Consider the following 13,675-nt stretch of genomic DNA (forward strand, 5'->3'; position numbering starts at 1 on the left):
AGATGTGTATAAGAGACAGACCGGAGCCTGCGCGGGCGCGCCCTCCTGCCGGCGCACGGTCTCCAGGAGGACGCGCAGCGCCGTGCGCGGGCCGCAGGGCAGCAGCAGGACCCACTCGGGGTCGACCTCGGCGCCGTGCCGGGCGCGGTACCAGCGGGCGACCAGCTCCCGCCCGGCCGGGTCGCACACCGTGTACCCGTACGCCCGGTGCCGGGCCCGCCGCTCCAGTGCCGCGGCGACGGCGGGCGGGCCGGGCAGGTCCATGTCCGCCAGCCCCATCGGGATCACCCCGGGAGCGGCGGCCCGGGCCCACTTGCTGCTGCCGGTGCCGGAGCGGTCGAAGGGGGCGTCGAAGCCGAAGTCGGGGGCGGGCGCGGTGCCCGGGGTGGTGGTGGGCATGGGGCGAGACCTCCCGGGGGTGGGGGACGGGCGGGGGCGGAGCGGCCGGCCGCGGGAGCTGGCGGGTGACAGCTGACAGCTGACAGCTTTCAACTTTCAGCGTTCAACTTTCAGATTTCAGATGGTGAAATCTGTCGGTTGAAAGTTGAAAGTTGTCATATGTCAACAGTCACCGGTGGTCTGTCAGCCGTCAGCCGTCAGCCGTCAGCCGTCAGCCGTCACCGGCTCGCGCGAGGTAGGCCTCCAGCCCCCGCCGGCCGCGGTGCATCATCACCGCGTGGTTGGCCCGGAACAGTGGGTGGAGCGGCAGGGCGAGGCGGCGCAGCAGCGGTTTGCCGGGCCGAGCGTCCTCCTCGAACAGCACCAGGCTCCCGCCGCCGGACCCGTCCGGCCCGCCGGAGGCGTCCGCCGCGACGGTGAACCGCGACCAGCCGTCGAGGTCGCCCCGCATGACCGCTTCCAGCACTCCGGCGTCCGGGTCGTGCAGCCGCGTCTCCAGGCGGACCACCAGCCGGTACGGCAGCAGCGCCCGCAGCACGACGTACCCGGACTGCGCGCCGGTCTGCCGGACCTCCCGCACCTCCGGCCACCACAGCGGGTAGCGGTTCACGTCCTCCAGCGCCGCGTACACCGCGGACGGCGGCGCCGCGAGGCGCCACACGCCCCGGAAGCGGTAGTGGTTGGGGTCCACGCGCCCACCCTAGCGACGCCGCGGCCGCCCGCGGGCGGCTTCCGGGCCTCCTGCGCACGGACGGGGACGGTGAACGCTCCGCGAACATCGATGGCCGGGAGGCGGGCACTCCGCTTGCACCCGTTCGGGGTGCAAGGGAGGATCTTGTGTGCTTGTAGTCTCAGCTGTCACAGCAGTGGCAGTCAGGCGTTGCACCCCCGGACCCGGAACGCGGGCAGGACCGGAACGCGGGGGTGACCGGACTGCGGGCCGAACCGAAGTGAAGGAGTCACAGGCATGCGGCGACCGAGCTGGGTACCGGAAGGTACGGACCTGGACAAACCGAACGCCGCGCGGGTCTACGACTACTACCTCGGGGGCTCCCACAACTTCGAGGTCGACCGGGAGATGGCCCGCAAGGCGCTCGCCCTGTGGCCGGAGCTGCCGCAGATCATGCGCTCCAACCGGGCCTTCCTGCGTCGCGCCGTGAGCTTCCTCGCCGAGCGCGGCATCACCCGCTTCCTGGGCATCGGCTCCGGCATTCCGACCTTCGGCGCGGTGCACGAGATCGCGCGCGTGATCCGCCCCGAAGCGAAGGTCGTCTACGTCGACCGCGACCCGGTCGCCGTCGCGCACAGCCGCCTGCTGCTCGCCGAGGACCCGGCCAGTTCCGCCGTCCAGGCCGACGTGCGCGACGTCGCGGACCTGCTGGCCCGCCCCGAGGTGGTCGAGCTGCTGGCGGCGGGCGAGCCGGTGGCCGTCCTGCTGGTGGCCGTCGCGCACTTCGTCAGCGACGACGAGGACCCGTGGAAGCTGATCGGCGCGATCCGCGACGCGCTCCCGCCGGGCAGCGCGCTGGTCCTCTCGCACGCCTCCCTGGAGGGCCGCCCGGACCAGGCCGAGGACCACCAGCGGCTCTACCGGATGACCCCGACTCCGCTGACCATGCGCACCCACGAGCAGATCACCGAGATGTTCGCCGGCTTCGAGCTGGTCGAGCCGGGCGTGGTCTACCTCCCGCAGTGGCGCCCGGACCAGCCCGAGTCGGTCGGCGAGCACCCCGAGCGGATGGTCGGGGTGGCGGGCGTGGGGTTCCGCCCTTGACCGTCCGGAACCGGCGAGGCGACGCCGGAGGCCGCGCGACCCGCGCGACGGCCCCCGGCCGGTCCCGCGCCCGCGCCCTGACCGGCGACCGCGTCCATGCCGCCGACAGCGCCCGTACCGCCGAAAGAGCCCGTACCGATGTCAGCAGACGGGTCGCCAGAAGACATCCTTTCGGCGCTAGCAACCGTAGCGTCGCTGGAATCTCTAGCGCACCCGCCTCCCGCACCGCCGCCGACGCCCCCCGCGTCGCCCCGGCCCGTACCGGAGCGGGCGCATGAACAGCCCCACCCCGGTGTCCGGCAGCGCCGAGCGGTTCCACGAGGACTGGGCCCGGCTGCTCTCCGCCGACCACGGCATCGCCGTCCACCCCGAACTGCTCGGCCACCTGGTCACGCGCACCGCCGCACTGCTCCACCGCGCCCAGCTCGACGAGCCCTTCGAGCCCCGGCTGGCGGCGCAGGCCGGCGCGGACCTGGTCGACGCGCACTTCACCGACCCCGTGCTGCTCGCCCGCGCGGTCGAACTGCTCCACAAGCAGCCCGTCCCGGACGACCGCGGGCCCGCCCTGACCGGCGCCTTCGCCGCCGGCTGGGCGGCCGCCCTGCGTGAGCGCACCCTGCGCGAGCAGGAGGCCATCCGCACCGCCGCCGACGCCGCCCGCAAGGAGGCCGAACGCGCGCTGCGCGCCTCCGAGGCCCGCTTCCGCGCCCTGTTCGAGAGCGCCGCGATCGGCATCGGCATCGGCGACACCGACGGCAACATCATGGCCGTCAACAAGGCCCTCCAGGAGCTGTTCGGCGCCGGCCCGGCGGACATGATCGGCCGCCGGGTCGGCGACCTCGTCCACCCCGAGGACACCCCGGGCGTCTGGGAGGCGTACGAGGAGCTGATCAGCGGCAAGCGGGAGTACTTCCAGTTCGACAAGCCGTACTACCGCCAGGACGGCGAGGTGATCTGGACCCACCTGACCGTCTCGCTGATCCGCGACGACGACGGCACCCCGCAGTACCAGGTCGCGATGCTGGAGGACGTCACCGACCGCTACCGGCTCCAGGAGCGGCTGCGCTACCAGGCCACCCACGACCCGCTGACCGGCCTGCCCAACCGCGCCGCCTTCTTCGAACGGCTGGAGAAGCTGTTCGAGGACCCGGAGCCGGGTGCCCGGTTCGGCCTCTGCTACGTCGACCTCGACGGCTTCAAGGTGGTCAACGACAGCCTCGGCCACGACATGGGCGACGAACTGCTGTCCGCCGTCGCCGACCGGCTGAAGACCGCGCTGACCCCGCTCGGCCACCTGGTCGCCCGGCTCGGCGGCGACGAGTTCGTCGTCCTGCTGGAGAAGTGCCGGGGCGAGCAGGAGGCGGTGGCCGCCGCCAAGACGGTGCTCAAGGCGCTGGCCGGGCCGGTGCTGATCGGCGACCACAAGCTCGCCGTGGGCGCCAGCGTCGGCGTGCTGGAGCGCCGGGTGTCCACCACCACCCCGGGCGCGGCCGTGCGGGCCGCCGACCTGACGCTCTACCGCGCCAAGGAGGCCGGTCGCGGCCGCTGGACGCTGTTCGACCCCAAGGAGAACGCCCGCGCGGTCAACCGCTACGCGGTGTCCGTGCGGATGCCGGCCGCCCTCGACCGGGGCGAGTTCTTCATCGACTACCAGCCGCTCTACCGGCTCGCGGACGGCCGGATGGCCGCCGTGGAGGCGCTGGTGCGCTGGCGCCACCCGCAGCTCGGCGTGCTCGGCCCGGACGAGTTCGTCACCACCGCCGAGGAGACCGGGCTGATCATGCCGCTCGGCCGCTGGGTGCTGGAGCAGGCCTGCGGCCAGGCCGCCGAGTGGATCAAGCAGTACGGGGACGCCGCACCGCAGTTGAACGTCAACCTGGCGGTCCGGCAGGCGCGCAGCGCCGCCCTGGTCGCCGACCTCGCCCGGATCCTCGACAGCACCGGCCTGGACCCGGCCCGGCTCCAGCTCGAGATCACCGAGTCGACGGTGGTCGGGCCCGAGGACGAGGCGCTGCGCACCCTGCACGGGCTGGTCGACCTCGGGGTGGCGCTGGCCGTGGACGACTTCGGCACCGGCTGGTCCAACCTCGCCTACCTGCGCGACCTGCCCGTCTCCGGCCTGAAGATCGCCGGCTCTTTCGTCGGCGACCTGCACGACCCGGCGAAGGACGAGGCCACCGGGTGGCGGATCGTCAGCGGCCTGGTGTCGATGGCGCACGCGCTCGGACTGACCGTCACCGCCGAGGGCGTGGAGACCCTCAAGGACGCCGAGCGGCTGCGGACCATCGGCTGCGACTGGGCGCAGGGCTGGCACTTCGGCCGCCCGGTGCGGCCCGCGGAGATCGCCCGGCGGATCGTCGAGGAGCCGGGCGGCCGCCCGGTCGGGGAGGACTGACCGGGACGGCCCGGGCGCCGGGCCTGCCCGGGGCGGTTCCGGTCCCGCTGTCGATCTTGGTGTGCGCCGGGCCGTCTATGCTGCGTCGCTATGACGACGCCACCCGACGAGACCATCCGGCCGTTCCGCATCGACGTCCCCGACGAGGACCTGGACGACCTCAACCGGCGGCTCGACCGGACCAGGTGGCCGGACGAACTGCCCGGCGTCGGCTGGCAGTACGGCGTCCCGCGCGACCACCTGAAGGAGCTCGTGCACCACTGGCGCCACGGCTACGACTGGCGGGCCGCCGAGGCCCGGCTGAACGAGTGGCCGCAGTTCATGACCACGATCGACGGCGCCGACGTCCACTTCGCCCACATCCGCTCCCCGGAGCCGGACGCCACGCCGCTGCTGGTCACGCACGGATGGCCGGGCTCCATCGTGGAGTTCGAGCACATCGTCGGCCCGCTCACCGACCCCGCGGCCCACGGCGGCGAGCGCGCCGACGCCTTCCACCTCGTGCTGCCGAGCATCCCCGGCTTCGGCTTCTCCGGCCCCACCCGTGACCAGGGCTGGGAGTACCGGCGCGTCGCGGCCGCCTTCGCCGAACTGATGCGACGCCTCGGCTACCCGCGCTACGGCGTCCAGGGCGGCGACTGGGGCTCGGCCGTCTCCCGCGAACTCGGGCGCACCCGCCCCGAGTCGGTGATCGGCGTCCACCTGAACCTGATCCCCGGCGCCGCGGCGGCCGCCGAGCCCACCGAGGACGAACTCGCCGCGCTCGGCCCCGCCGAACGCGAACGCACCCTCGCCTCCTGGGAGCGGACGAAGGCCTGGAACCGCGACAAGCAGGGCTACGCCGACATCCAGTCCACCCGCCCGCAGACCCTCGCCTACGCCCTCACCGACTCGCCGGTCGGCCAACTCGCCTGGATCGCGGAGAAGTTCCACGAGTGGGCCGACACCCGCGACCGCCCGGCGGGCGCCGTCGACCGGGACCACCTGCTCACCAACGTGATGGTGTACTGGCTGACCGGCACCGCCGGCTCGTCCGCCCGCATCTACTACGAGCGGGCCCACGCCGACTACTGGGGCGCGCCGCCGGAGCCGTCCGGGGCCCCGACCGCCTTCGCGGCCTTCCCGCAGGAGAACTTCCTCGTGCTGCGCCACGTCGCCGAGCGCAGCAACAACATCGTCCGGTGGACGGAGTTCGACCGCGGCGGGCACTTCGCGGCGATGGAGGAGCCCGAGCTGCTGGTCGGCGACATCCGGGCCTTCTTCCGCGACCTCGAGTCCGTGACCTTGAGTCCGTGACCTCGGGTCCGCTGCCCGACCGCGGCCCGGCCGCGACCCGACCGTAGCGGGCACGGATCGTCGGGTGGGCGGGGTCGGGCGGTTCCTACGGTGGAGATCAGCAAGGGAAGGACGGGGCAAGCGTGTTGGAGCACCTGAACCGGGCGATGGAGGACATCGAACGGCGGCTGGACGGCGAGGTCGACGTGGCCGAGCTGGCGCGCATCGCGATGACGTCGGAGTACCACTTCCGGCGGCTGTTCTCGATGCTCGCCGGAATGCCGCTCTCGGAGTACGTCCGGCGCCGGCGGCTGACCGTCGCCGGGGCCGAAGTCCTCGACGGCGAGCGGACGTTGCTCGACATCGCGGTCAGGTACGGCTACACGTCGGGGGAGGCGTTCGCCCGGGCGTTCCGGGCGATGCACGGCGTCGGACCGGGCGAGGCCCGGCGCGACGGTGCGGTGCTGACCTCCCAGCCCAGGATGTCCTTCCGACTCGTCGTGGAAGGAAGCAGCAGTATGGAATACCGAATCGTCGAGAAGCCGGACTTCCGCATCGTCGGCAAGAAGGCCCGGGTGCCGCTCATCTACCAGGGCGTCAACCCGCACATCGCCGAGTTCATCAAGGGGCTGGGCACGGAGACCGTCGAGCGGATCAACGCGCTGACCGGCAAGGACCCGCTCGGCATCGTGTCGGTGAGCGACAACTTCGAGCCGGGGCGCGAGGAGGGCTCCGAACTCGACTACTGGCACGCGGTGGTGGCGCGCGAGGACGCCGTCGTCCCGGACGACCTGGACGTCCTGCACGTCCCGGCCGGCACGTGGGCCGTGTTCACCAACGCGGGGCCGTTCCCGCAGGCCCTGCAGGAGATGTGGGGGGACGTGTACGGCCAGTGGTTCCCGTCCAACCCGTACGAGTCCCGGCCGGGCCCCGAGACCCTGGTGGTCCGGTTCGTCCCGGGCACGGGCGACGCGAACGCCGAGCTGTGGATCCCGGTGGCGCGGACGGCCCGCTGACGGGACGGCCAGGCGGTCGGCGGGTCCGGACGGCAGCGGACAGTGGACAGCGAACAGCTGACAGCTGACAGAGAACAGATGACAGCTTTCAACATCTGAAATCTGAAAGCTGAACACTGAAAGTTGAAATCTGAAAGTTGTTCGCTGTCACCTGTTCGCACGCCCCGCCCACGCCGTCCCGCCCACACCGTCACGCCCGCGCCACCCCGTTCGGCCCACCACCGCCCGCCGCCGCCCGCCCGCGCCCCGCATGCTGGGGCGCGGGCGGGCGGCGCGACGGCCGCGTCCGAGGGCCCATCGGAAAGGCGTGCAGCCATGAAGCAGACCTCGGTGACCACCAACGGCCCCTGCTGGGTCGAGCTGGGCACCTCGGACCCGGCCGCCGCCAAGGCGTTCTACGCCGAACTGTTCGGCTGGCGCGCCGACACCGACGTGCGCCCCGAGGCCGGCGGCTACACCCAGATGCACCTCGGCGACGCCCCGGCGGCCGCCGTCACCCCGCGGTACGCGCCGAGGCAGCCCACGGCGTGGACGGTGTCCTTCGCGGTCGCCGACGCCGACGACACCGCGGCGCGGATCAAGGACGGCGGCGGCAGCCTGCTGGTGGAGCCCACCGACGTGTTCGACCTCGGCCGCTTCGCGGTGGCCGCCGACCCGTCCGGCGCGGTCTTCACGCTGTGGCAGCCCCGGGCCTTCCCGGGCGCCGGGGTGTTCAACGAACCCGGCTCACTGGGCTGGGTCGAGCTGCTCACCCGCGACCCGGACGGCGCGATCGCCTTCTACCCGGCCGTCTTCGGCTGGTCCGTCGCCCCGTCCGAGCACTACACCCAGTGGGGCCTGGCCGGGCAGGACTTCGGCGGCATGCTGGCGATGGGCGAGAACTTCCCGCCCGAGGTGCCGCCGCACTGGCTGCCGTACTTCTCGGTCGCCGACGTCGACAACACGGCCGAGCGGGCGGTCGCCCTCGGCGCGGACGTGCTGATGCCCGCCTACTCCATGCCGGGCGGCCGGCGGATCGCCGTGCTGCGCGACGCCCAGGGCGCCGCGTTCGGCGTCTACAGCGCCGGTACGGCCGGCTGAGCCGGGCGCCGCGCGGCCCGGGCGCGCCACCCGCCCACCGCCGCGCCCGCCGTGACCAGCAGCGCGCCCACCGGCACCACGTCACCGACCCGGTCGTACCAGGTCTGCGTGCCGGGCGCGGTGAGCGGCAGCCGGACGGTCAGCGCGCCGGTGGCGTCGGTGCCCAGCCGGGCGAGTTCGCGGCCCTGCGCGTCGAAGGCCGCCGACACCCCGGTCAGCGAGGCCTGCACGGCCGGGCGGCCGGTCTCGGCGGCGCGGATCGCCGCCAGCGAGACGTGCTGCTCGGGCGCCCAGGTGCGCTGGAAGGTCGAGGTCGAGGACTGGTACACCAGTACCCGGGCGCCGTCCTGCGCCGCGGTGCGGGCCATGTCCGGGAACGCGGACTCGAAGCAGATCAGCGCGCCGACCGGCAGCGGCCGGCCCGTTCGGTCGGTCGCCGGGAGGACGTGGAAGGCGGTGCCGGGCGCCCGGTTCTCCCCCGCCGCCCGGCTGACCCCGGCGATCCAGCCGAGCGCGGGCCGCATCGGGATGTACTCGCCGAACGGCACCAGCCGGATCTTGCGGTAGCGGTCCACCACGCCGGCCGGCGCGACCAGCACCGCGTCCTTGGAGATCCGCCCGTCCGCCTTGCGCGCGTCCTCCCCGGCCAGCACCTGCGCGCCGGTGGTGGCGGCGAGCCCGCGCAGCCGGTCGAGCGCGGCCGGGTCGCGGTCCAGGTCGGCGGTGGTGCTGCTCTCGCCCCAGACGATCAGGTCCACCGGCTGCCCGACCAGTGCCTCGGTGGCCCGGGCGCTCGCCTCGAACCGCTCCTGCGGGTCGGCCACGATGCCCGGTTGCACCAGCACCACCGTCACCGCGCCGTCCCGCACCGGCGCCTCGCGCAGCGCGAACAGCAGCGGCCCGGCCGCCAGCACGAGGACGGCGCTCAGCGCGGCGACGGCCCGCGGCCGCCAGTGCACCGCCGTCAGCAGCACCAGCACCCCGGTGTTGACGGCCGCGACCGCCGCGCTGACCAGCCAGATCCCGCCCGCCGAGGCCAGCGCCAGGACGGCCGGGTGCTGCCACTGGGTGGCGCCGAGCAGGGCCCACGGCCCGCCGAGGGCGTGCCAGGAGCGCGCGTACTCGGTGGTCACCCACACCGCGGGGACGACCAGCAGGGCCAGCAGCGCCCGCCGGGTGGTCAGCGGCGGCCGCAGCAGCCGGTGCACGGCGTAGCCGAGGGCGCCCTGAAGGGCGCCGAACAGGCCGGCGAGGACCGGCAGTCCGGGGCCGATGGACGGCACCAGCCAGTACATCGCGGTCAGGATGAACCCGGCGCCGAACCACCAGCCGCGCACCGCCGCCTCCCGCGCCGAGGGCGCCCGCTGCATCAGCAGCAGCCCGGGCACGAGCGCGACCCACGCCAGCCAGGCCTGCCCGGCGGCCGGGAAGGCCAGCACCGGCACGGCCCCGCACGCCAGTGCCCCCACCCGCCCCCGGTGCCGGTGCGGCGCGGGCGCCTCCCGGTCGTCGGCGGTGGTCGTGCTCAGGTCTGGGCTGGCGGTACCGGTGCGGCGCGACATGACCCGTATTGTCCGCTTGGGCCGCGATCGGTGCCAGACGGCTGCACACGAAGTTGACGCCGGTCACCGGAACGACCGGCACCACCCCGGTCACCGCACGCCGGTCACCGCACCCCGGTCACCGCACCTGAGGACGGGGCCGCCGGTGACGACACCGGCGGCCCCGTCCGGCGGTGACCGGTCAGCCCTCGTCGCCCTCCAGGTCGCCCTCGGTCTCCAGGAACGCCGCCTGCAGCTGCTCGATCAGCGCCGGGTCCGGCTGCTCCCACAGGCCGCGGCTCGCCGCCTCCAGCAGGCGCTCGCTGATGCCGTGCAGCGCCCAGGGGTTGGCGCCGGCCAGGAACTCCCGGTTGACCGGGTCGAGGACGTACTCCTGGGTCAGCTTCTCGTACATCCAGTCCGCGACCACGCCCGTGGTGGCGTCGTAGCCGAACAGGTAGTCCACGGTCGCGGCCATCTCGAAGGCGCCCTTGTAGCCGTGGCGGCGCATCGCCTCGATCCAGCGCGGATTGACGACCCGGGCGCGGAAGACGCGGGCGGCCTCCTCGGTCAGCGTCCGGGTGCGGACGGTCTCCGGGCGGGTGGAGTCGCCGATGTAGGCGGTCGGCGCCTTGCCGGTGAGGGCGCGGACGGTGGCCACCATGCCGCCGTGGTACTGGAAGTAGTCGTCCGAGTCGGCGATGTCGTGCTCGCGGGTGTCGGTGTTCTTCGCGGCGACGGTGATCCGCTTGTACGCGGTCTCCATCTCCTCGCGCGCCGGGCGGCCGTCCAGCCCGCGCCCGTACGCGTAGCCGCCCCACACGGTGTAGACCTCGGCGAGGTCGGCGTCGGTGCGCCAGTCGCGGCTGTCGATCAGCTGGAGCAGGCCGGCGCCGTAGGTGCCCGGGCGGGAGCCGAAGACGCGGACGGTGGCCTTGCGCTCGTCGCCGTGCACGGCCAGGTCGGCCTGCACGTGCGCGCGGACGAAGTTGTCCGCGTCGGCCTCCTCCTGGGCGGCGGCCAGGCGCACCGCGTCGTCCAGCAGGGCGACGACGTGCGGGAAGGCGTCCCGGAAGAAGCCGGAGATGCGCAGCGTCACGTCGATGCGCGGGCGGCCGAGTTCGTCCAGCGGGATCGGCTCCAGGCCGGTGACCCGGCGGGAGGCCTCGTCCCAGACGGGGCGCACGCCGAGCAGCGCGAAGGCCTCGGCGATGTCGTCGCCGGCGGTGCGCATGGCGCTGGTGCCCCAGAGCGAGAGCCCGACCGAGGGCGGGAACGCGCCGTCGTTGTCGGCCCGGTAGCGCTCGACCAGCGAGGCGGCGAGGGCCTGGCCGGTCTCCCAGGCGAGCTTGCTGGGGACGGCCTTCGGGTCGACGGAGTAGAAGTTGCGGCCGGTCGGCAGCACGTTGACCAGGCCGCGCAGCGGGGAGCCGGAGGGCCCGGCCGGGACGAAGCCGCCCTGGAGGGCGTGCAGGACGGCGTCCAGTTCGTCGGTGGTGGCGGCCAGGCGCGGCACGACCTGGGTGGCGGCGAAGGCCAGGACCTCGCGGACGGCCTCCGGGTGCCCGGCGGCGACCTTCTCGACGGCCTCGGGCGCCCAGTCCTCGGCCTCCATGGCCTCGACCAGGGCGCGGGCCTGCGCCTCGGCGGCGTCGGTGGCGCCCAGGGTGAGGGCGGCCTCGTCCAGGCCGAGCGCCTCGCGCAGGCCGGGCAGGGCGCTGACGCCGCCCCAGATCTGGCGGGCGCGCAGGATCGCGAGCACGATGTTGACCCGGTCGGTGCCGGCGGGGGCCTGGCCGAGGACGTGCAGGCCGTCGCGGATCTGGGCGTCCTTGACCTCGCAGAGCCAGCCGTCGACGTGCAGCAGGAAGTCGTCGAAGCCGTCGTCCTCGGGGCGCTCGTCGAGGCCGAGGTCGTGGTCGAGCTTGGCGGCCTGGATGAGGGTCCAGATCTGGGCGCGGATGGCGGGCAGCTTGGCCGGGTCCATCGCGGCGATGTTGGAGTGCTCGTCGAGGAGCTGCTCCAGGCGCGCGATGTCGCCGTAGGAGTCGGCGCGGGCCATCGGCGGCACGAGGTGGTCGACGAGGGTGGCGTGGGCGCGGCGCTTGGCCTGGGTGCCCTCGCCCGGGTCGTTGACGAGGAAGGGGTAGACCAGCGGCAGGTTGCCGAGGACGGCGTCCGGGCCGCACTCGGCGGACAGCGCGGCGGTCTTGCCGGGCAGCCACTCCAGGTTGCCGTGCTTGCCGAGGTGGATGACGGCGTGGGCGCCGAAGCCGCCGTCGGCCTGCGCGGCCTCGATCCAGCGGTAGGCGGCCAGGTAGTGGTGGCTCGGCGGCAGGTCGGGGTCGTGGTAGATGGCGACCGGGTTCTCGCCGAAGCCGCGCGGCGGCTGGATGAGGACGAGCAGGTTCCCGGAGCGGATCGCGGCGAGCACGATGTCGCCGTCCGGGTTCTGCGAGCGGTCGACGTACAGCTCGCCGGGGGCCGGGCCCCAGTGCTCCTCGACCTGCTCGCGCAGGGCCCGGGGGAGGGTGGCGTACCAGCGGCGGTAGTCGGCGGCGGGGATGCGCACGGGGTTGCGGGCGAGCTGGTCCTCGGTCAGCCAGTCCTGGTCGTAGCCGCCGGCGGCGATCAGGGCGTGGATGATCGCGTCGCCCTCGTGGCCCTCGGTCTCGGTGCCGTCGAACCCGGGCAGGTCGTCCCCGAGGTCCATGCCCTCGGCGCGCAGCCGCTCCAGCAGCCGGACGGCGCTGGCCGGGGTGTCCAGGCCGACCGCGTTGCCGACCCGGGCGTGCTTGGTCGGGTACGCGGACAGCACGAGGGCGAGGCGGCGCTCGGCGGCGGGGACGTGGCGCAGCCGGGCGTGGCTGACGGCGGTTCCGGCGACGCGGGCGGCGCGCTCCGGGTCGGCGGCGTAGACGGTCAGGCCGTCCTCGTCGAGCTCCTTGAAGGAGAACGGGACGGTGATCAGGCGGCCGTCGAACTCGGGCACGGCGACCTGGGTGGCGGTGTCCAGCGGGGACAGGCCGTCGTCGCTGGCCTCCCACTGGGCGCGCGACCAGGTCAGGCACAGGGCCTGCAGGATCGGCCGGTCCAGGGCGGCGAGCGCGCCCGCGTCCCAGGCCTCCTCGTCGCCGCCGGCCTGCGCGTCGGCCGGGCGGGTGCCGCCGGCGGCGAGCACGGTGGTGACGATCGCGTCGGCCTCGCCGAGCGCGGCCAGCAGCTCGGGCTCGGCGCCGCGCAGCGAGGCGCAGTAGTACGCGCGGGCCTGCGCGCCCTGGTCCTCGACGGCCCGGCAGAGCGTCTCCACGAAGGCGGTGTTGCCGCTCATGTGGTGGGCGCGGTAGTAGAGCACCGCGACGGTCGGGCCGTCGTTCGTACGGGCTTCGCGCTCCAGCGGCCCCCAGGCGGGTGCGGAGGCGGGCGGGGCGAAGCCGTGGCCGGTCAGCAGCACCGTGTCGGAGAGGAAGGCGCCCAGCTCGGCCAGGTTGGCGGCGCCGCCGTGGGCGAGGTAGGCGTGGGCCTCGGCGGCGATGCCGGCCGGGACGGTGGACAGCTCCATCAGCTGGGCGTCGGGGGCCTGTTCGCCGGTCAGCACGACGACCGGGCGGGGGCCGGCGAGCAGCGCGTCCAGGCCCTCCTGCCAGGCGCGGCGCCCGCCGAGCAGGCGGACCACGACGAGCTCGGTGCCCTCCAGCAGCGCCGGCAGGTCCTCGGCGGTCAGCCGGGCCGGGTTGCCGAGCCGGTAGCGGACAGGTCCGTCCGAGGCGCGGGCGCTCAGCAGGTCGGTGTCGGACGTCGACAGCAGCAGGATCATGCGAAGGCCCTCCCGGCCTCGTCGGTGGCCGGGTCGGCCGGGATGGCCGGGTTGGCCGTGGTGGCCGGGTCGGCCGGGGTGGCCGCAGTGGCCGTGGTGGTGGCCGGGGACACGGGCGCGGGCATGCGACAGCGCTGGTGCATGACTGCCTTCCTCGGGGTCCGCGCCCCGGGCCGGTGGAGGACGGCAGGAGTTCCTGGCTTCCGCGGTCCACCGGCTCCCCGGTGCGCCGCGGTCACAGTGGCGGGACCGCACCGGGTTCGCACCGGTTTCCTCCCCTGCGCCGTCGCTGGCGTCGGGCGGTCCGCCGGGACCGCCCGGCAGCATCGTACGGGGTACGGCTGACCTGCGGGAGAGCGGCCGGTGGCGGGAGCGGTC

At 74.3% G+C, this 13,675-nt stretch carries 9 protein-coding genes, 1 pseudogene and 1 riboswitch; of the genes and pseudogenes, 5 read left to right on the forward strand and 5 right to left on the reverse strand.

What is annotated here, in order from left to right:
* Nucleotides 1–399: pseudogene (locus tag VM95_RS21835) on the reverse strand (hypothetical protein); the annotation flags it as partial.
* 211 nt (nt 400–610) lie between these two features.
* The gene (locus VM95_RS21840) at nt 611–1,090 is read right to left on the reverse strand and encodes an SRPBCC family protein (RefSeq protein WP_045699502.1); all 480 of its coding nucleotides are present in this window, start codon (nt 1,088–1,090) and stop codon (nt 611–613) included.
* 276 nt (nt 1,091–1,366) lie between these two features.
* On the opposite strand from VM95_RS21840, the gene VM95_RS21845 reads away from it, so the two are divergent.
* From VM95_RS21845 to VM95_RS41715, 5 genes are all read left to right on the forward strand, one after another.
* A complete protein-coding gene (locus VM95_RS21845) occupies nt 1,367–2,173 on the forward strand; it encodes an SAM-dependent methyltransferase (protein WP_045699504.1) in 807 nt (268 codons plus the stop codon).
* A gap of 274 nt (nt 2,174–2,447) precedes the next feature.
* Entirely contained in the window at nt 2,448–4,568 is a 2,121-nt protein-coding gene (locus VM95_RS21850) for a putative bifunctional diguanylate cyclase/phosphodiesterase (RefSeq protein WP_052706584.1), read from the forward strand.
* 90 nt (nt 4,569–4,658) lie between these two features.
* Entirely contained in the window at nt 4,659–5,864 is a 1,206-nt protein-coding gene (locus VM95_RS21855; protein WP_045699506.1) for an epoxide hydrolase family protein, read from the forward strand.
* 122 nt (nt 5,865–5,986) lie between these two features.
* The gene (locus VM95_RS21860; protein ID WP_045699508.1) at nt 5,987–6,859 is read left to right on the forward strand and encodes an AraC family transcriptional regulator; all 873 of its coding nucleotides are present in this window, start codon (nt 5,987–5,989) and stop codon (nt 6,857–6,859) included.
* Nucleotides 6,860–7,174: 315 nt separating this feature from the next.
* Nucleotides 7,175–7,939: a VOC family protein gene (locus tag VM95_RS41715; RefSeq protein WP_045699509.1), complete on the forward strand. Its 765-nt coding sequence runs from the start codon at nt 7,175–7,177 to the stop codon at nt 7,937–7,939.
* Here the strand turns inward: VM95_RS41715 and lnt are convergent.
* From lnt to VM95_RS42700, 3 genes are all read right to left on the reverse strand, one after another.
* The gene (gene lnt, locus VM95_RS21870) at nt 7,915–9,501 is read right to left on the reverse strand and encodes an apolipoprotein N-acyltransferase (RefSeq protein ID WP_063773541.1); all 1,587 of its coding nucleotides are present in this window, start codon (nt 9,499–9,501) and stop codon (nt 7,915–7,917) included. The two genes, VM95_RS41715 and lnt, sit on opposite strands and share 25 nt — an antisense overlap.
* A 181-nt stretch (nt 9,502–9,682) precedes the next feature.
* On the reverse strand, nt 9,683–13,297 hold the full coding sequence (gene cobN / locus VM95_RS21875; RefSeq protein WP_045699511.1) for a cobaltochelatase subunit CobN: 3,615 nt from the start codon (nt 13,295–13,297) through the stop codon (nt 9,683–9,685).
* On the reverse strand, nt 13,294–13,440 hold the full coding sequence (locus tag VM95_RS42700; protein ID WP_157882163.1) for a hypothetical protein: 147 nt from the start codon (nt 13,438–13,440) through the stop codon (nt 13,294–13,296). The genes cobN and VM95_RS42700 overlap by 4 nt, the downstream gene beginning before the upstream one ends.
* Before the next feature lie 65 nt (nt 13,441–13,505).
* A riboswitch (cobalamin riboswitch) is annotated at nt 13,506–13,571 on the reverse strand.
* Nucleotides 13,572–13,675: the final 104 nt, after the last annotated feature.

The organism is Streptomyces rubellomurinus (assembly GCF_000961885.1).
Classification (GTDB): Bacteria; Actinomycetota; Actinomycetes; order Streptomycetales; family Streptomycetaceae; genus Kitasatospora; species Kitasatospora rubellomurina.

Coding starts and splice junctions, on each gene's coding strand:
- VM95_RS21850 (WP_052706584.1), top strand. CDS start 2,448: ATGAACAGCCCCACCCCGGTGTCCGGCAGCGCCGAGCGGTTCCACGAG.
- lnt (WP_063773541.1), bottom strand. CDS start 9,501: ATGTCGCGCCGCACCGGTACCGCCAGCCCAGACCTGAGCACGACCACC.
- cobN (WP_045699511.1), bottom strand. CDS start 13,297: ATGATCCTGCTGCTGTCGACGTCCGACACCGACCTGCTGAGCGCCCGC.
- VM95_RS41715 (WP_045699509.1), top strand. CDS start 7,175: ATGAAGCAGACCTCGGTGACCACCAACGGCCCCTGCTGGGTCGAGCTG.
- VM95_RS42700 (WP_157882163.1), bottom strand. CDS start 13,440: ATGCACCAGCGCTGTCGCATGCCCGCGCCCGTGTCCCCGGCCACCACC.
- VM95_RS21855 (WP_045699506.1), top strand. CDS start 4,659: ATGACGACGCCACCCGACGAGACCATCCGGCCGTTCCGCATCGACGTC.
- VM95_RS21845 (WP_045699504.1), top strand. CDS start 1,367: ATGCGGCGACCGAGCTGGGTACCGGAAGGTACGGACCTGGACAAACCG.